At 34.1% G+C, this 17,938-nt stretch carries 27 protein-coding genes; 1 reads left to right on the top strand and 26 read right to left on the bottom strand.

What is annotated here, in order from left to right:
• Positions 1-267: 267 nt before the first annotated feature.
• The 25 genes from ACKI4K_RS00195 to ehaA all read right to left on the bottom strand — a co-directional run bounded on the left by ACKI4K_RS00195 (position 268) and on the right by ehaA (position 16,431).
• The gene (locus tag ACKI4K_RS00195) at positions 268-372 is read right to left on the bottom strand and encodes a zinc-ribbon domain-containing protein (RefSeq protein ID WP_407421083.1); all 105 of its coding nucleotides are present in this window, start codon (positions 370-372) and stop codon (positions 268-270) included.
• 34 nt (positions 373-406) lie between these two features.
• Positions 407-1,204 (bottom strand): amidohydrolase family protein, encoded by a 798-nt coding sequence (locus ACKI4K_RS00190; protein ID WP_407421081.1) that lies wholly within the window; start codon positions 1,202-1,204, stop codon positions 407-409.
• Positions 1,205-1,313: 109 nt separating this feature from the next.
• Positions 1,314-2,309 (bottom strand): NAD-dependent epimerase/dehydratase family protein, encoded by a 996-nt coding sequence (locus tag ACKI4K_RS00185; RefSeq protein WP_407421079.1) that lies wholly within the window; start codon positions 2,307-2,309, stop codon positions 1,314-1,316.
• A gap of 15 nt (positions 2,310-2,324) precedes the next feature.
• Entirely contained in the window at positions 2,325-2,960 is a 636-nt protein-coding gene (locus ACKI4K_RS00180) for an HPP family protein (protein WP_407421077.1), read from the bottom strand.
• Positions 2,961-2,974: 14 nt separating this feature from the next.
• Positions 2,975-3,802 carry a 4Fe-4S binding protein gene (locus tag ACKI4K_RS00175; protein ID WP_407421075.1) on the bottom strand — a complete coding sequence of 276 codons (828 nt, stop codon included), beginning with the start codon at positions 3,800-3,802 and terminating at the stop codon, positions 2,975-2,977.
• Positions 3,803-3,828: 26 nt separating this feature from the next.
• The gene (locus ACKI4K_RS00170) at positions 3,829-4,770 is read right to left on the bottom strand and encodes a carbohydrate kinase family protein (protein WP_407421073.1); all 942 of its coding nucleotides are present in this window, start codon (positions 4,768-4,770) and stop codon (positions 3,829-3,831) included.
• Positions 4,771-4,779: 9 nt separating this feature from the next.
• On the bottom strand, positions 4,780-5,670 hold the full coding sequence (locus ACKI4K_RS00165) for a formylmethanofuran--tetrahydromethanopterin N-formyltransferase (protein ID WP_407421071.1): 891 nt from the start codon (positions 5,668-5,670) through the stop codon (positions 4,780-4,782).
• Positions 5,671-5,683: 13 nt separating this feature from the next.
• On the bottom strand, positions 5,684-6,730 hold the full coding sequence (locus ACKI4K_RS00160; protein ID WP_407421069.1) for a hypothetical protein: 1,047 nt from the start codon (positions 6,728-6,730) through the stop codon (positions 5,684-5,686).
• A gap of 4 nt (positions 6,731-6,734) precedes the next feature.
• Entirely contained in the window at positions 6,735-8,102 is a 1,368-nt protein-coding gene (locus tag ACKI4K_RS00155; protein ID WP_407421067.1) for a 4Fe-4S binding protein, read from the bottom strand.
• Complete coding sequence (locus ACKI4K_RS00150) at positions 8,099-9,127, bottom strand: 4Fe-4S binding protein (RefSeq protein WP_407421065.1); 1,029 nt, start codon at positions 9,125-9,127, stop codon at positions 8,099-8,101. Before ACKI4K_RS00150 ends, ACKI4K_RS00155 begins: the two co-directional genes overlap by 4 nt.
• On the bottom strand, positions 9,128-10,252 hold the full coding sequence (locus ACKI4K_RS00145) for a nickel-dependent hydrogenase large subunit (RefSeq protein ID WP_407421063.1): 1,125 nt from the start codon (positions 10,250-10,252) through the stop codon (positions 9,128-9,130). It abuts the gene before it with no gap.
• Positions 10,249-10,698, bottom strand: coding sequence for an NADH-quinone oxidoreductase subunit B family protein (locus tag ACKI4K_RS00140; RefSeq protein WP_407421061.1), 450 nt, complete (start codon positions 10,696-10,698; stop codon positions 10,249-10,251). The genes ACKI4K_RS00145 and ACKI4K_RS00140 overlap by 4 nt, the downstream gene beginning before the upstream one ends.
• Before the next feature lie 38 nt (positions 10,699-10,736).
• Positions 10,737-11,129 (bottom strand): DUF1959 family protein, encoded by a 393-nt coding sequence (locus ACKI4K_RS00135; RefSeq protein WP_407421059.1) that lies wholly within the window; start codon positions 11,127-11,129, stop codon positions 10,737-10,739.
• A gap of 5 nt (positions 11,130-11,134) precedes the next feature.
• Positions 11,135-11,440, bottom strand: a complete 306-nt coding sequence (locus ACKI4K_RS00130; RefSeq protein ID WP_407421057.1) for an energy-converting hydrogenase subunit EhaL family protein — start codon at positions 11,438-11,440, stop codon at positions 11,135-11,137.
• Positions 11,441-11,448: 8 nt separating this feature from the next.
• Positions 11,449-11,703 carry a hypothetical protein gene (locus ACKI4K_RS00125; RefSeq protein ID WP_407421055.1) on the bottom strand — a complete coding sequence of 85 codons (255 nt, stop codon included), beginning with the start codon at positions 11,701-11,703 and terminating at the stop codon, positions 11,449-11,451.
• A complete protein-coding gene (locus ACKI4K_RS00120) occupies positions 11,700-12,572 on the bottom strand; it encodes a respiratory chain complex I subunit 1 family protein (protein ID WP_407421053.1) in 873 nt (290 codons plus the stop codon). The genes ACKI4K_RS00125 and ACKI4K_RS00120 overlap by 4 nt, the downstream gene beginning before the upstream one ends.
• Before the next feature lie 9 nt (positions 12,573-12,581).
• Complete coding sequence (locus ACKI4K_RS00115) at positions 12,582-12,797, bottom strand: DUF788 domain-containing protein (RefSeq protein WP_407421051.1); 216 nt, start codon at positions 12,795-12,797, stop codon at positions 12,582-12,584.
• 9 nt (positions 12,798-12,806) lie between these two features.
• Positions 12,807-13,478 (bottom strand): hypothetical protein, encoded by a 672-nt coding sequence (locus ACKI4K_RS00110; protein ID WP_407421049.1) that lies wholly within the window; start codon positions 13,476-13,478, stop codon positions 12,807-12,809.
• 7 nt (positions 13,479-13,485) lie between these two features.
• The gene (locus ACKI4K_RS00105) at positions 13,486-14,181 is read right to left on the bottom strand and encodes an EhaG family protein (protein WP_407421047.1); all 696 of its coding nucleotides are present in this window, start codon (positions 14,179-14,181) and stop codon (positions 13,486-13,488) included.
• Positions 14,181-14,774: an EhaF family protein gene (locus ACKI4K_RS00100; protein ID WP_407421045.1), complete on the bottom strand. Its 594-nt coding sequence runs from the start codon at positions 14,772-14,774 to the stop codon at positions 14,181-14,183. The genes ACKI4K_RS00105 and ACKI4K_RS00100 overlap by 1 nt, the downstream gene beginning before the upstream one ends.
• Positions 14,771-15,031, bottom strand: coding sequence for a DUF2107 family protein (locus ACKI4K_RS00095; protein WP_406532881.1), 261 nt, complete (start codon positions 15,029-15,031; stop codon positions 14,771-14,773). Before ACKI4K_RS00095 ends, ACKI4K_RS00100 begins: the two co-directional genes overlap by 4 nt.
• On the bottom strand, positions 15,028-15,291 hold the full coding sequence (locus ACKI4K_RS00090) for a DUF2108 domain-containing protein (RefSeq protein ID WP_407421043.1): 264 nt from the start codon (positions 15,289-15,291) through the stop codon (positions 15,028-15,030). The genes ACKI4K_RS00095 and ACKI4K_RS00090 overlap by 4 nt, the downstream gene beginning before the upstream one ends.
• Positions 15,292-15,297: 6 nt before the next feature.
• On the bottom strand, positions 15,298-15,546 hold the full coding sequence (locus ACKI4K_RS00085) for a DUF2109 family protein (RefSeq protein WP_407421085.1): 249 nt from the start codon (positions 15,544-15,546) through the stop codon (positions 15,298-15,300).
• A gap of 4 nt (positions 15,547-15,550) precedes the next feature.
• Complete coding sequence (locus tag ACKI4K_RS00080; protein ID WP_407421041.1) at positions 15,551-16,048, bottom strand: hypothetical protein; 498 nt, start codon at positions 16,046-16,048, stop codon at positions 15,551-15,553.
• A complete protein-coding gene (ehaA, locus tag ACKI4K_RS00075; protein ID WP_407421039.1) occupies positions 16,045-16,431 on the bottom strand; it encodes an energy-converting NiFe hydrogenase A subunit EhaA in 387 nt (128 codons plus the stop codon). Before ehaA ends, ACKI4K_RS00080 begins: the two co-directional genes overlap by 4 nt.
• 113 nt (positions 16,432-16,544) lie before the next feature.
• Between ehaA and ACKI4K_RS00070 the strand changes: the two genes are divergently transcribed.
• The gene (locus tag ACKI4K_RS00070; protein WP_407421037.1) at positions 16,545-17,477 is read left to right on the top strand and encodes an NAD-dependent epimerase/dehydratase family protein; all 933 of its coding nucleotides are present in this window, start codon (positions 16,545-16,547) and stop codon (positions 17,475-17,477) included.
• 24 nt (positions 17,478-17,501) lie between these two features.
• Here ACKI4K_RS00070 and ACKI4K_RS00065 read toward each other — a convergent pair whose 3' ends face one another.
• A complete protein-coding gene (locus ACKI4K_RS00065; protein WP_407421035.1) occupies positions 17,502-17,873 on the bottom strand; it encodes a hypothetical protein in 372 nt (123 codons plus the stop codon).
• Between the last annotated feature and the right edge of the window lie 65 nt (positions 17,874-17,938).

The raw sequence follows: 17,938 nt of genomic DNA, 5'->3' as shown, positions 1-17,938 counted from the left end.
AGATACATTGAAGTAAACTATAATAAGCCCAAATATCCTAAATTTAATTTAAATATAAAGCAATCCCCTTAAACTGAAATTCAAATCAGATGAATCATTATTTTTAAAAAGAAAGATTAAAATTATTATTTTTAAACTAATCCCCATTGTTAAAACTATCTTTAAAAAAATAAGCCTTTTTAAGTTCACACATTAAAAATTAGGACTGAAAAATAAAAAATTGCATAAACATCCAAAATGCACGACAAAAACAGATTATGAACCGAATTAATTAAACTCATCTTCCTCATCAATACAGTATACATCATAACCACAATTAGGACAGTACTCTTCACCATCTTCAACCCATTGCCCACAAACAGGACATCTCATAATACATCCCTCACCAAATTATTATTTAAAAAAATTATTCCAAACCAAGAAGCTTTGCGGCATTTTCATATAAAATCATGTTTTCTTCTTCCCCTGTAAGGCCTATTTTATGGAATAATTCCATTTCACTTTCTGCTTCCCACATTGGATAATCTGTACCCCATAAAACTTTTTCAATACCATAAGCATGAATATACTCTTTAGCTTCATCTGGAGATAATGCATAAAGGCTAGAACTAACATCAACATATAAATTTGGTGTTCCGGCCAGCTTTTCAGTAGCTTCTTTCCATATGCTCCACCCTGCAAAATGAGCGCCAATAACAGTCAGGTTCGGGAATTTATCAAGCAATGGTTTTATCTGTTCGGGATTTGAATAATCATATCTAAAATCGCCACAATGAATTAAAACCGGGACATTGCCTTTGTCAATTACTTCAGCTAATTTAAAAGCCCTTTCCTCATTTAAAGCAAATTGTTGGAAATCTGGATGTAGTTTTACTCCTTTAAGACCTAAACTTATTAAATGATCGAAATCGCCTTCAATATTATCGCTATCCGGATGGAGTGTTCCGAAGCCTGTAAAAAGGTCAGGATTTGATTTTACAACATCACTAATAAATTCATTGATAGATCTTACTTGCTTTGGAGTTGTTGCAACAGAATGAATTAAATAATGTGTGACTCCAACTTTGCTTCCATCTTCTATTAGATTACTTACTTTACCATTTAAAGACATATCCAAATCGTAAAAATTCCTTATTCCCATAACAGCCCTTTCAGCTATTTTTTCAGGATAGATATGACAATGAGCATTAATTATTTTTTGCATATATTATACTCCTTACTAAAAAGTTAATGTATATTAAAAATTAAGTTTTTATCACTTATAAAAATAATTAATGAAATGTATAAACCACATTTCAAATAATTTGAAAATGTTAGAATTCGGCTGATTTTTGAATATCTTCCCAATTTTCACAGAACCAATCATGAGTTCTTTCAAGCCCTTCATCGAATGGGACTTTTGGAGAATAGCCCAATATTTCTTTTGCTTTTTCAATTGAAGATAGCAATCTAGTTTTCACATCCCAATCACGGCGGGCAACATATTTTATACCCGCTTTGTTTCCGGTTAATGCGTTGATTTTATTAGCCATGTCTATTACCCTGTGGTCCTTCCCAGAACCTAAGTTAATTGCTTCGCCAATAGCTTCTTCTTCAATACCCATAGCAATTAATCCATTACATATATCATCAACAAAAGTCCAATCCCTTGTTTCCGAACCATCACCGGTGATAGGTAAAGATTTTCCAATTTTAGACCAATAAATAAAATTTGGAATTACATTCCTATATTTTCCTGGAACTTCACCAGGGCCGAATACATTGAAAAACCTTGCATTTACAATATTCATATCATACAAGTTGTGGAAGTAGTTGGTATAAAGTTCACCAAGCAATTTAGTTACTTGGTAAGGGGTGTGAAGTGAAATTGATATGTCATGTTCTTCGAAGGGCATTTTTGATTCAAGCCCATATACTCCGCATCCTGATGATGCATATACAAACCTGTCTACACCAGTCAGTTGAGCATATTGCAATACTTTCAAAATTCCAATGCCGTTTATCATCAAATCTTTTTCAGGATTATCTACACTATTCTGGTTTGCGAAATATGCTGCCAAATGATATACGTAGTCTGGCTTTTGTTTGAATACTCTTTTTAAAACCGCATCATCTAAGACATCACCTTGAATAAATTCAATAGCATCTCCTTCAGCAATATTCCAAGCGTATGCAGATGAAAGATTATCTAAGATAATTACCTTTTCAGCACCTAAGTCGGCAAATTTGCGGGTCAAGTTGCTTCCAACACAACCCGCCCCTCCAGTTACAAGAATTGTCTTGTCCTGATATTCGTTATATTCACGCATAGCGACACTTAAAATTTATTTTCGTGCTCTTCCAACACGACGAGCAATGACCATCTCACCGACAGATATCAACCCGGCGAAGAATTTTTCAAGTCCTCCAGTAGCCCAAATCGCTTCTCCAAAAGTAGCATTAACAATACTGGATTCATATTCTTCAGGAGTGATTTTTTTACCAGTGGTTTTTGTAGATACGATGGCTGATGCTGACATTAATTCCTCCCAAGTTACACCCTTTAATTGATTTTGCATTGCTTTGTATAACTTTTCAACTTTAATATCATATAATTGTGAAACTAATTCTACAATATCACATGCACGTACCATCCCAATTACTTGATTATCGTCATTTAAAACAGGAACTGTAACATATTTATTGTTAGCAGTTAAAATTACGGCTTTTCTTGCAGGATCATTTTCATGGACAGTAGCAATATCCTCATAACCACTCATGATTTCAGATATTTTTTCATTTCCTTCTCTCAATCCCCTAGTAATGTCAAAAGAAGTTATCCATCCTACTAATTGTTTGTTATCATTTACAACAGGACAAGTAAAACGCCTGATTTCTTCCATTACTTTTGATACTTCAACGACACTGTCATCACAGTTCAAATATACAAAATTTTTATCCATTAACTCATTTGCTTCCATAAACACACCCCTTTTTATTCTATTTCAACACGTTTTAATGCTGCTACAGGACAATGATTAGTACACTCCACACATCTTATACATTTATCATTATCAAGCATTACTTCACCATCTAACAACTCTATAGCCCCTGTTGGGCAGTTTTCTTCACATAAATAACAATTTACACATGCTTCATGATTGATTTCAATCATTCTTGTGTGAATGATTGGTCCAATGTATCTGTCAAGTTCAACTGCATTGTTATTTAGTGATATTGATACACATGCACCACATCCAATACACATTTTTTCGTTAATATGGGGATATAATTCATCATCTATAAGATCAATTCCTAAATCCATATTTAAATCTTCAAAGAATTCTTTAAATTGAAGAGTAAATGCGTTTGTAGGACATAAAACACTGCAATCATGCCAATTATTATCAACTGAATAATCAATTGAAATATTATTCATCCTAACTACCCTATGAGAAGCGCTGATATTACCCAAGTCATATCGAATAACATCACGTTCTTCTTCATTATCGTAAATAACTGAATTTTTGATTAATTTAATGGCTGAAACCGGACAGGTCTGGACACATATTTCGCACTTTACACATTTATCAGTTATTTTAGCTATTCTAAATATATTAGCCGGGTCGATTGCATTAACTGGACATGATTCAACACATGTATTACATCTTACACATTTAGGTGCAACAGCTATGATTTCCTCTTCAGCATGAAAATCATCAAGCTCAAATTGGAAATCGTCTCCGTCATCATCCAATTCAACAGATTTCAAAAGAACTTCACGTTCAAGATTTTTCATCTGTTTTATAAAAGACACATTCATATTAATACCAACTAACTACTTATTTATTAATAAACTTGAAAGAAATCCTCCAATTCTTTTGATGTAGGGAATTTCTCCATGCCAAATCCTTGAATAGCTCTGCTTGCTACCCAATTTCCTATTTTACAAGATTTTTCAAGACCGTAATCCTTTAGGAAGGAATATAAGAATCCGCTGTTGAAACTATCTCCGGCACCAGTAGTATCAACAACCTCACATTCATAAGCGCTTGCAAAACATTCTTCAGTATTATTTACTGCAAAAACACCTTTAGAACCTTGTTTTACAACAATTGTGTCAATTCCAAAATCTAAAAGGCCTGTGCATAACTCTTTTAAATCAGCATTACTATTATTACATAATAATCTTAATTCATTCTCATTGATAAGTAAAATATCAGTTCTTTCAAGAATTGGTTTTAACTCATCAAATCCTTTTTCCACATATAACATACCGGGATCAAAACTCAATAGGGTTTCTTTATTTAATTTCTCTAAAAGTTCTATTTGTGTATTAAATGAATCTCCAACAAATGATGTGTAATGCATTATTTTACATCTCATTATGTTTAATGGATTGATTTCACCAATTTTTATATCGTCATTTACTCCAGGATCGATGTAAAGACATCTTTCACCATTGTTATCTACAAAGCCTAGGCATTTGCCGGTTGCACCTGTTTCCGAATAGATTAAATTGTTTGTAAATACACCATTTATGGCTAAATTATATTCTATCAAATCACCATCTTCATCTTCAGCTATTTTTCCGATGATTGATGTTGAACAACCCAAACGTGACAAACCAACTATGGTGTTAGCTGCAGAACCTCCAGGAGTATCAGTTTCACTTTTAATAAAACTTTCCTCATCATGAGAAACTATTTTATCAACAGAATAGAGCTTATCCACATTCAGTGCTCCAAATCCAACTATTTCCACATTAAGATCATTATCATAAATTTCCATTTTAAAACCTTACTTTAAAATATCTAATAAATTGACATTTTTATCTCCAAGTTTTCCATCAAAATTACCTGCAGATATACAGATTACTCCATCATAATCTAAAGCAGCATCAATTCCTGCTTTAATAGCCTTATTCATTGATTCCTCATCTATTGCATTAACAACAACTTCAGGAATATAATTAACACCTTCTGGAACCTTGGATTCATCGCCTAAAGATTCTTTTAGGGAAGGACAATAAACATGATTTGTAGTTGGCCCAATTTCAGGATAGTTTGTTTCTGGTTTTGAAGCCGCTGAACAAATATCAAATGGTGTAGTAGCTCCTTCAACTTCCATAATGGCATTAATTACAGCATCACCAGCATCTATTACTGCTTCAGGTGTAGAACATAAATACCAGAAGTTTCCACCCATTATTCCATCATTTATTTTGAATTTTTCTTCAATTTGGAAATCCGGAACTGCAATTGGAACATTTATCATTATTCTCCCATATTTTTCTACAATCCATTCATACCCATCACCACAGTGACCTACAATGTCCATCATTTCAATATATTCATCACTGTCTGAAGCAGAATAGTCAAATATCCGTGTAAACGGTTTAACTAGGATATCCTGTCTTAACCTGTAAGATAATTCGAATGCAAATTTCTCTACATCATCTCCACCTAACCAGTATTGTACAACAGCACCATATCTTCCATCTGGAGTCTCATTTTTGTTTAAAAATCCTTCAACTCCACCTTCAACTCTCCCAATTACTGCACTTGGTGTAGATGTTGAATCATAAGCTGATCTTTTAACAATTTCTTCTGTAGGTCCTGTAATTAAAGCCCTAACATATTTACCTTCAAAAGCTTCAAAAAATGTATCTTCCACTTTATCATAATCCATTCTATTACCCTCCTTATCCTAGCCCTCCAATATCTTGGCCACGAATATTATTTCTCATATCCTTACTTACTTTTAAAATATCCTCAAAATTATCTTCATCAATAATCTTAATTATTGGATATTGCCTATTTTTAAAAATATCAAAGAATTTATTTTTTATTTCCTCATTGATACTGTATTTTTCAAATAATTCCTCCAAATTATCTGAAGCATTATATTCCTGAATAAATCTTAAAACACTTTGCTTATCATTATCCGCATAAATATTGGCTATTGCACAAGTGGCAATTGCACTTGGAGAAACAATGGCAATTTCCGCTACCTTCAGAGGATATTCATTACCATTGAATGAGATGCTGATGCCATTATTTTTTCTTGCAAAATCCAGTGGCTCCACATCTGTAATGCTATCTCCAATGTAAAGGATTTCACCGGTATTGATGTTATCTCTTTTAATTATATCATCAATAGCTTCTTTTTTGCCTTCCCCACCAACAACATCCACTTCATTAATAGTTTCATAAATGCCCATTTTTGGGATTTCAGAGTAAAAAATTTCATCAAACAATTCATAATCTTCAGGACTATCCAATATTTTTTGTTTGAAATTGGTGATTTTTTCTATTTCCTCTTCATTTAAAGTTAAAGCATCTACATCCACTTCCGTATAAAATGTATTTTCAAATGGGAAATCCATATAATTTGAAAGTGCTTCGATATATTGCCCATAACTAGTACTAACTATATAGGTATTCATAGCCCCATTCAAATATTTTAATAGGAATTTTGAATCGCTGACTGCATAGATATTATTCCGTGAAAAATCAATCAGGTCCTGGTTTTTAAGATTTTCACAAACAAAGAAAGGCAAAATAAATTTCAAGGTATTGCCCACTTTGTAATTTTCCTTTTTAACAATATCTGCCAAATAATCATCATACAAACTGAGAATTTTAAACAATTCCCCACCATCTTCAATAAAATGGGCTGATAATTCATAAGCATTATCGTTTAATGTTAAAGGACCTTCACAGTCTGTAATGAATGACTTTTCAAACATTTAATCACCTAAAGTTGACAATTCTTATTGCATTTAACGGACAGATTGCCTCACAATTTCTACAATATATGCATTTTTCACAATCGAAGTCTATTTTATCATCATTTAATGATAAAGCATTAGTCGGACAATTCTTAACACAAATTGCACATGCCTGACATTTATTTTGATAAAGTGAGAAATCACCTAACCTTTGATAATGTAGGTATGACCTTGCATAATATAAATCAGTGTCCTTACTGTAGAAATAATCATCATAAGCACCAATTGCATCAAATTGGCACTTTTCTACACATTTACCGCAGTAAACACAATTATCATTGATTCTAATCGGATTAGGACCATTTAATTCTATTGCTTCAACAGGACATGCATTTAAGCATTCCCCACAGGCAATACATTTATTTTCATAAACTTCAATATTCCTATCCATCAAATAAGACCCGAACAATTTCGAAAACTTATCCACTTCAATACTGGTGTCTAAACTGATCTTTAATTCCTTTTCCATCAGGTCATTGACCTTGTATTCAATGAAGTTTTCGAAGTTTTGGTCATTGAACTCAAGCGCTATTGACTTTCCTACCTTTTCAAGAACTTTATTCAAACTGATTAAATCAATGGATAGCCTTTTCATGTCATTGTCAATGATTGTGGATACGATATCGAATGACTTAATCTCACTGTACATCTTATAAGCTTTTTTACGTGAAGAATATTTAATTGCTGTTGATGGACATGAATGCATACATTCTTCGCATCTTGCACAGTACCCAGGATTAATATATGGCAATTTATTTGTCCTTGCCACATTTATTGCCCCCATGGCAGGACATACTCTGGTACAAGTCATACATCCAATACATTTATCCTGGTCAACAACAATGGCCTTACCTCCTTTAACTGTCTTAGGAAGTAACTGACCATATTTAATCGCATCAGTCGGACATACTCTAAAGCAATAGCCGCAACGAATACAGGTGTCTTTATCTATTTCACTGTGGGGCTCCTGTTTTCCATCAGCCACCAAATGAATTGAACCGTTTTTACATGCCTGAACACATGCCCCGCATGCCTTGCATAATTTAACATTTATGTTTGGAACATTTTCTTTGATTGGCGGGTCCATTTTTACATCTAGAGAAATAGCATCATAAGGACAAGCATTACGACATAATACACAACCGAAGCAGGTATTTCTTATTTTAATGAGACCATCTTCCTTATCTGTATAAATTGCGTCAATCGGACAAGATTCAATACAAGGTTTGTCTTTACAATCCATACATTTGGTCTGATTAATGACATAATCAACATCCACATGTCTCAATGGTCTCGGTGTTTTAGTATAACTGTCAATCATAACACTCACTCCATAAATATCTCCTCATTTAAACTTGATGCCTTTACAGTAGTATGGATGATTTCATCATCGCCGAGGGCAAATTTAGCAATGAAATATTTAATTACTGAAAATGGACAAGTCTGGTAACAGATACTGCAACGTAAACATTTGTCTTTATCCCTAACAATTGCGTCTTCATCTTTATCAAATGAAATGCATTCGGTAGGACATTCGCCAACACAAAGTTGACATTTTTTACATTTATCTTTATCCCAATCGATTACTCTGATTTTAAGCCTATTGATTGCATTTGAAATAATTTCCAATGCCACTTCTTCATCAGGGATTATTTTTAATGCTTCATCCCAAATTCCGGAGAGTGGAACTTCATATTGCAGAAGACCATTAGTTTCAAGAGACCTTAAATCTTCTTCCTTGTTGTTAATGTAATCTTCAAGGTAATTTACAGCTAAAAGAATTAAATCTTTTTGGTCTTGTAAATTCTCAACAAATACCCCTTTCATTGCCCCATTAACCGGACAAACTTTCAGACAATCACCACAGGAAATACATTTAAGTTGGTCCACCTGAAGCTTGTCATTTACAATTTCTATTGCATCAACAGGACATTGCTTCATACACTTTTTACATTTGATACATAAATAATCATCAACAATATACTGTCTTTTAGATGGAATAATATTGAATTCAGGTAAAATTAGATGATTTAAACCACATTCCAATGTTTTAGGGTCAGTTGGGCAAACTTCTGCACAAAAACCACAACGAATACATGCTCCAGGATTAATTACTGGATATGTCATGCCTTCTCCTTCTTCAGTATCCTTTTCCCTAATAATTTTTATAGCATTTGGAGAAGGGCAAGAAACCGTACAAGCTCCACAACCTATACAATATTCCTTATTGACTTTAGGGAAGTCTCTAAATCTTTCAGGTTTTTCTGCTATTTCCGGATGAGTTTTTGCATCAGTAAATGCATCTGCCCATGCTTTTCTTGCAAAATCGAAAATATACCACATTAATGAAGACATTTAGATTACCCCGTAAAAGTCTTTTATATCAGTTTTGCCATGCTCATTAGTAATTGCCACTCTTTCAGCACATGCAACACAAGGGTCACAGGACGCATAAGTAGATACCGCATCAGCAACTGTTGGAACATCCCGAATCATATATTTTGCACAGGAATCCATATTAGAAATACTAGGTGTCCTAATTGAAATATTCTTTATTAAATTGCCGTTAGTTTCAATCATGTAGGTAACTTCACCCCGAGGAGCCTCATTTCTACGCATTGCATAACCTGATTTTAAATCAACAGGAGTACGAATTTCACCATCAGGAATGTTTTCAATAGCTTGCCTTACCAAACTGATAGATTCAGGGATTTCATCAAATCTAGTCATAGTCCTAGCATAATTATCTCCATCAGTCCTTCTTATTACTTTAAAATCGAAATAGTCATCATAAGTGTAATGGCCAACCCTATAATCTTCTTTGACACCTGAAGCTCTTCCAATCGGACCCACAGCACGGCCCTTAATAGCCTCTTTTTTAGACATATACCCTATGCCTTTGCATCTCAAAGCAAGTGCGGGACCTTCAGCAAATAATGCGCGAACTCTCTCAAAGCTTTCTTCAATTTTATCAAGATTTTCCAATATTGGTTTAAAGTGGCGTTCATCCGCATCCATTCTAACACCACCCACTACATTCCAACCCATATTAACTCTATTTCCAGTCAATAACTCGATTGAATCCATTGCATATTCCCTTAACTCTAAAACATGCATGAACAAAGTTTCATGGTCCATGGATTTGAAAAATGTAGAATTGGCAAGGAAATGGCTTTGAATTCTATCCAGTTCATTTGTAATAACTCTTAAGAATTGAGCCCTTACAGGAACATCCACATCAGAAATCTGCTCTATGGTTTCAGCAAAGGTTTGTGTATGCTCATATGAACAAATACCACATACACGTTCTGAAAGATAAATTCCTTTTTGCCAGGTTTTTCCTTCAATAATCTTCTCAATTCCCCTGTGAACATAACCATATTCAATTTCAGCCTTAACAACCCTTTCACCTTCAGTTTGAAGTTTAAGTCTGATAGGTTCTTTTAAAGCAGGGTGAATTGGACCAATAGGCACTATCATTCGCACTCCCTCCCACGGTCAGCAATGGCTTGTGGTCCAACAGCCAAAATGGCTTCCAGTATTTCACTAGGTCTTGGAGGGCATCCTGGAATAGCCGCCGCAACTGGAATAAAATCAGATGCAGGAGCATTTACGCGTCCACCTTCCTGTGCAAATACATCGCCCGATTGAGGACAATTTCCCACAGCCACTGCTATTTTTGGTTCAGGAGCTTTATCATATACTCTTTTTAAGTTATCTTTCCATTGTTCAGTAACAGCACCGGTTAACAATAGAACATCAGCTTCACGAGGATTATTGTGAACATAAATACCGTATTGCTCTAAATCATATCTTGGAGATAATAATGCAACGCATTCTACATCACATCCATTGCATCCACCACAATTTACAATGCAGACATGAATTGAGCTTTTTCTCACAACATCCTTTATCGCATTTAACATTGTACTCCCTCTTTTATTTTATAATAATATAATAAACCTCAATATTCAGCTTCTTTTTTTAATAATTGGAATAGTTCTAATTTGCCTTCCTTTAAGGCATCATCGTAAGATTTGCCTAATTTTATTTCATTAACTAATTTCATCTTAAGATTCCTACCCTCTTCCGGATCAATTAATTCCAAAGTACCAATAAACCAGCATAACCTTAAATCAGCATTTAATTTTTGATATAAACATATATCTTCAGCAGATTCAAAAGTACCATGCAAATTTTCAAGAGAGTCCATATCCAATAAATCGAAGAACAACTCCTCTAATTCTTCGGTTGTGCAGTCAAATTCTTTTGAAAGTGGAACTATAATATCTCTTTGCCAAGCATAACTTTTTATTATTCTTGTTTGCATCAATCTTAATTTAGCATCATCATCCATTCCAATCACATCATGCCACTATTTAATATAATATATACAATTACTGCTATAACTAAACCGATTGCAGTTTCTTTTCTACCATACCCAGGTCTTTCACCCATTACAAAACCACCTAGGAAAAAACCTACTGCAGATAAAATAACATTGCCGGAATTGAATGCCAAAACCCATCCGATAATTGAAATTACAAGTGCTGGAATGTTCAGTTCAGTGACTGCAACAAATGGTTCGCCATGTTGTTTATAACTGTAAAGTAAACCAAGAATGGAACCAACAGCAAATGCAAGTAAATAAATCATATAATCTAACATAATATCTCCTAAATTGGTTTATAAAGTAATATAAATGAACAAATTATTGCTATAAATGTTATAACAAAACATATTTTCTCAATACTCTCAATTTTATGTGAAAAGTTACCTTTTGAGTATAATACAAACACTGCTAGAATAATCCCAATGATTACAATTGGAGCCAGGATAGTTGAGTGCAAGAATGTTGCTAATAATCCTACGAAAATTACACCAACAGCAACTAATGCAGTTAGATAAACAATTACATCTTCACTATTCATGCTACCACTCCTGTAAATATCATAAGTACTGTTCCAAAGAAGCATATTGCCCCTATAGTGATTTGAGTCATCACTGAATGATTTGGACTGAGTATTGGGGTTGTCGCATTAATAAATCCTGTAATGAATGTAATTACTATCATTCCAATCAGATATCCAACAGCACTTAACGGACCAAAGAATATTGTTAGAAATACCCAAAGCAACACATACCATGCAATAGATTCTGAAAACAGCATGAATCCTCTTAACAATCCGAAATGCTCGGTTTCAAATCCTGAAATCAAAACTTTATCCTTTGTTATCGCAAAAGGAGAGTATGGGGATTTTGTAATAATCAGCATAAAGAACATTAAAGCAGCAAGCGGAATTGAAAATATCAAAGGACCATGAACCGCCTGATAGCTAATGATTGCATCGATATTCATAGACCCAGTTATCAAATAGACAAACACTATAGCTGCAAATAATGGAAGCTCGGTTGCTGCTGAAAGCACAGCCCTTACACAACTCAATTTACCATAAGGCGAACCGGAACTAGATCCGGAGTTATGTTCGACGATTTTATAAACTGCGTAAACGCCAAATAAGATTAATAAAGAATCATGAGCCACAGGCCCTACAATGACCCCAACAATCCAAATCAAAGCCAATATAAATACGATACCAATATAAAATACTTTTGAAACGGTTTTTGGAATTGCAGTTTCCTTAAAGAAAAATTTCAAAGAGTGTATCAAATGCTGGACTATAGGTGGACCTGGACGCTTTTGTACACGCGCCATGATTTTTCTATGCAATCCTAGAAGCAGGCTTCCTGCCAGAAATGCAATAATAACATTAATTAAAATATCTGCCATCAAATTCATAATACCACTCTAATACCCAGTAAATGGTTCTTTCACCCTCTCTTCTTCATCTTCAGGTTTTGCCTTAGCCATTGTTAACAAACCTAAAGATAAGATCCATAATGGAATACCAAATATAGCCACGGCATAAACAATCCATGCAGGGAAGTCTATAACCAAACAAGCAAGAATAGCTATTGTTGATAATGCCAATAATGTAATATATAAAGTTTTTTGACTAGCCATACTCACCACTTACCACAATACCAATAATAAAATTTCAACAGCTCTTACAATAATAAACAATGAACTTAAGTGAATAATCACAATAAACGGAGAACCCGCAGTTCTAAACATTTCTGCCTTACTTGCGAAAAATGGCGCTACACCACTTTCACCTAGAATACCAATTAACATCAATGCCGCACCAAACACAACCATTGGAGTGGCTTGCATTTGAGACAATACCGCCAAGCTTAATGTACCAGTTGAAGCAAGAATAATAGCTGCCCCACCAAATAACGGTAAACTGCACATCATAGCTATTAAACCATAATTAAATGCAGAATTCAGAACAGTAGTCTGTTTTACAGCCGATACAATACCAATATTTAAAATACCCACTAAAGCCATGAACAAAGTAAAATTAAATAAATCTCCAGTTATCATTGCTCCTGCAGATGCAATACCACAAAGAACTGATAAAAATCTTCTTTGCTTAAACTCTTTCGGACCAACTTTAACTTCAGTATTATTTAAATAATGCATTGTAGCCTCAACTTGAGTTTCAGGTTTACTGAATGCTATCAACACAGTAAATCCAAGTAAAATTGCAAAAAGGAACAGGTTAAATGGGGTAATGTATAATACAATATCCCCTAATGGGATTGTTCCGAGTAAATTTCCTCCAAGTGTAACAAAATCCATCTTACCACTACTCCCTGTCAATGTCCTCTCTCATAAGCAAGCCTATTAAACCTACTTTTGAAGCTACTTTTAATAATAATCCACATGCCGCTAAGAATAACGCCAATAACCAATATTGAGGTGATACAAAGAATAATAAAAATCCAATTATCCATAAACACCAAGCTATTCCAGAAACACCAGCAATTCCATCCAATACCAGCACAGGCAGGCCCCTTGCTTTTTTGGATAATGCATATAAAACAATTCCTCCACCAGCTACTGCCCCTCCTGTAAAACCGGTCAGGAAAATTCCATAGGCCATCAAAACCAATGCAATGAAATTAGGAGCAGTTGTCAGTACCTCCATATCCAGTGCAAACGGCTGAGGGAACAGTGAAGAACTTTTGCTTAGGTTTCTTCTAGGGTCTTGTTCTATAATGCGCATTTCACGAGTAATCAAAATTTCAGAAATTGCCAAAGTTTCAGCCAGTTCAACTACCAAACCAGGTAAAATCAATGCTTCTGCAAGGTCTGTTCCAACAGCTGAAACCACAAATATCATTGCAAGTCCAACAAGGTCAGTTAATATAAGAATATGTAACTCTTTTCTTTTCATTGCAATAGCCATTGTTGCAATAAAACCAACTATCAGACCGGCATATATTGCTGGCATATACATTGAAATGAATGCTTGGGGAACAAACTGAGGTATAAATACCATTAGTTATCCCTCCTCATTTGCTTTGATCTAGCCTTGGCGTCACTTACGCTAACCTCATTAGCTACCTGTCTGGATTCATTGATTGCTTTTTTTACATCGTCCTTTATTTCTTTTTCGTCATTTTTCCTGTTCATTGTATAGTTAATGGACAACCATGAAGCAATGATAAATGACATCATCAAAATACTGGACTCCAAAATAGTATCGAAACCTCTAGTATAGTACAATATTTCATCAATAAGTCCTCCAGGAGATGAATAAATTGATGTTCCGAAGTATGGAGATATTGATGATACCCATTGTGACAATGGAGACATATATGATGTTATCATTCCCAAACTGGCTGCATTATCAGGATATTGGGGATGTATCTCACCAGGTTCTTTTAAAACAATCCCTCCCCGATCATAAGGTGCGATGGCCAAACCTTCATCTATTTGCTCCTGAGGAGCCGGTCTAACATATAATTGATCTGGATTTAATGCCATCGGTATGATAAGGCCGATGATTAGGATGATTCCAAGGCTGAATGCGAAAAGACGAGGAATGTTTTTAGGTTCGGCAAGTTTATTCCATAAAACTCCAATTCTCATACATCTGCCCCCATCTCTTCTAATCGAATAATTGCTCTAAACAGGATTAATGAGATAATTACTGTTGTTGCAAGCAATGTCAATAATGCCAAAACATGATTATAGCATAACAGTACCAAACATACACCAATTGAAGCCACTTCTGTGTTGAATGTTCTGACAATAGGGTCATTTACGCCAGGACCCCATGCAGTAGCAATACTTCCCACTATTGCCAAGAAAATACCGAAGTAAAAGAATACTTGAATATCAATCATAGTGCATCACCACTGTCAAGCTTTTTCTGTCTGATTTCTTTTATTTTTACAATAGCCAAAATGAATACTAACGTGGACAATGGACCTGCCAATGCCGCAAACATAGCTACATCCAGATATTTGAACAAGACAATTACCAAGACAAATCCTGCATCAAGTATTGAAAACATAATAACTTTATCCAATGGTTTTTTAAGGAAAATTATCCCAAATGAACCTATAATCATTAAAGCTATTGCGATTATTGATACAAACTCCATATTGCCTCACTCCAAAAGTATTTCATCATCGAGCTTTTTTAAAGTATATGCAATTGCATTAGCAGATATTGTAGAACAAATAAAGAATGCCGCTGCAACTACAAGAGCGAATGGAGTATTGATTACCAATGCGATAATTGCAGAAACTCCAAAACCCATAACATTTAAATAGAGTAACTTTTCAGCCCTATTTTGTGTTATTAAAGCTCGTATTGCTACGAAAATGACTATAATTCCAATAATTTCAACATACATATAATCACTCCTCTGCATGCCTATTGAACTTTTGAGCTATCTTTCCCAAAAGTATAGATGCTCTGACCTGACTGATACCTTGAATGGTTAAAATCGCTATAACCATTCCTACAATAAACATTTCAGGAGTAAAACCAACAAATGAACAAATAAACACGATAACTGTTGCAGTTAAACTTCCAATAGTTCCGGCATATCCCGGATCACCGCATAATCTGTTTCCGATAAATACAAAGAATGCCGCTATAATCCCCCCAGGAATACCTAAAAGCAAATATCCTATTGAAGCCAATAATGTACCGGCAGAAGCATCCGGAGAACATAAAACGTTTCCTTGGAAAAATCCACCGGCAATATCTCCACCTCTCTTTTTAACATCTTCACCAACAATCCTGGCGCCTTTAACACCCGGCTGTTCGGGAAGTCCAAAATAAGTATCGACAATGACAAAATTAAGCCAACATAGAATAGCAGCAATTATAATTCCAATTACTTCATTCATTGTACACCATCCTCCCCACTTTCATCTAAAGGCTTTGGAAATACAAAATCAAATAAATATTTCACGAATAATGCAGATAAGATGCCTATAATAGCCGCCAATATAATTCCATTATAAATAAAAGTATAATTTAAAACTAAAAATATTGAAAGAATACCAATAGCTATTACTGGAGTCGGATATAATGCACTCACATCAAAAGAATACCTGTATGGTTTGCTAGGAAGCAATGGTAATTTTAAAACTAATGCTACTATAATTGCAACAACAATTGCTACAATATAAGCCAGTAAAATATCAAATGAACTAAGAGTTACATTACTAAGTCCAAAAGCATTGCCATATGAAGCAAAAGATACGGTACTATACACCAAATCAAACATATTATTAGACTCCTCTTAAATAATAAATATACATATAAAAATATATAAATATTGTTACTTAAAAATAATTAATAATAGCTTAAATATTATTCAAATAAACTATTGGTGGCCAAATGAAGAATAAAAATATTTTAATAACTGGTGGACTTGGATTTATCGGTTCTTACATTGTTGATGAATTAATAGACGATAATACTATCACCATTATTGATAATCTCTCCACCGGTAGCATTAAAAACTTAAAAAATCCTGCACATGATAATTTGGAAATTGTCAAAGAGGACATCCGTAATACAAATTTTAACGAATTAACAACAGATAAGGATTATATATTCCATCTTGCGGCTATGGCCAGCGTTCCGTTAAGTGTTGACAAGCCACTCGATTGTAACGATATAAATCTCAATGCCACAGTCAACCTTTTAAAATCCGCTGCGGACAATGATGTCAAAAAGATCGTGTTTTCTTCTTCATCAGCAGTTTATGGGGCAAATAAAAATATGCCTTTAAAAGAGACTGAACCGCCAATGCCGACATCACCTTATGCTTCCTCAAAAGCGGGCTGCGAACTATATTTAAAATCATTTTATGACAGTTATGGGCTGAATTACACCGCTTTGAGATATTTCAATGTATTCGGACCGAAACAGGATAAAAATTCACAATATGCCGCAGTGATTCCAAATTTCATAAGCGCTTTACTTGAAGGCAAACAGCCAATCATTTACGGAGATGGGGAACAAACCAGAGATTTTGTTTTTGTCAAGGATGTTGTTAAAGCCAATATCAGCGCTTGCAAATCCGATTATAACGGAATTGTCAATATCGCATCAGGAGTTAAACTTTCAATTAATGAATTGTATGAAATTGTTAAAAAGACACTGGATAGTGACGTGGAACCGAAATATCTCCCTCCAAGGCAAGGAGATATCAAGCATTCGCTAGCTGATGTCAGCAATATGGAAAACATTAACTTTAAAATTAATTCAAGCGATTTTGAAAAACAGTTACAAGAAACTGTAAAATGGTTTAAAACCATTTTATGAATGGTAATGATTAAAAAAAAAGTTTTAGTGGAATCCGCATCCGCTGCAGGTTTCACATTTCTCTTCTTCTATAGGATTATATTCTTTATCTTCCTGCAAAGTTGCTGATAAAAAATATTGATCAAATTCATTTTTATTTTTTAAAACTGGTGAAATACCTTTAAATTCACATCTAATGTCTCCAGTACCACCAATATCAACCAATATAGGTTCACCTAATTTAAATCTTTTGAAATATGATTCCACATCATCTTTTAAAGCTCCTGGAATTCTGAAGTTAAAAGATAAAATATTATTCTCTTTCATTTTTAAACCAACATATTTCTGGTCTATTTCATAGTTTAAACCTAATTGTTTTTTGAAAATAACATTAGTACCAATTTCTGATGTTGACATGATTTTACTCCACTTTCAATTTTAATAATTATAATAAATAGTTTAAGTTATATAACCTTTTTGTA

Origin of the sequence: Methanobrevibacter sp., assembly GCF_045644645.1 — an archaeon.
In the GTDB taxonomy this organism is placed as follows: domain Archaea; phylum Methanobacteriota; class Methanobacteria; order Methanobacteriales; family Methanobacteriaceae; genus Methanocatella.
This window is presented reverse-complemented; position numbering and strand designations above follow the sequence as displayed.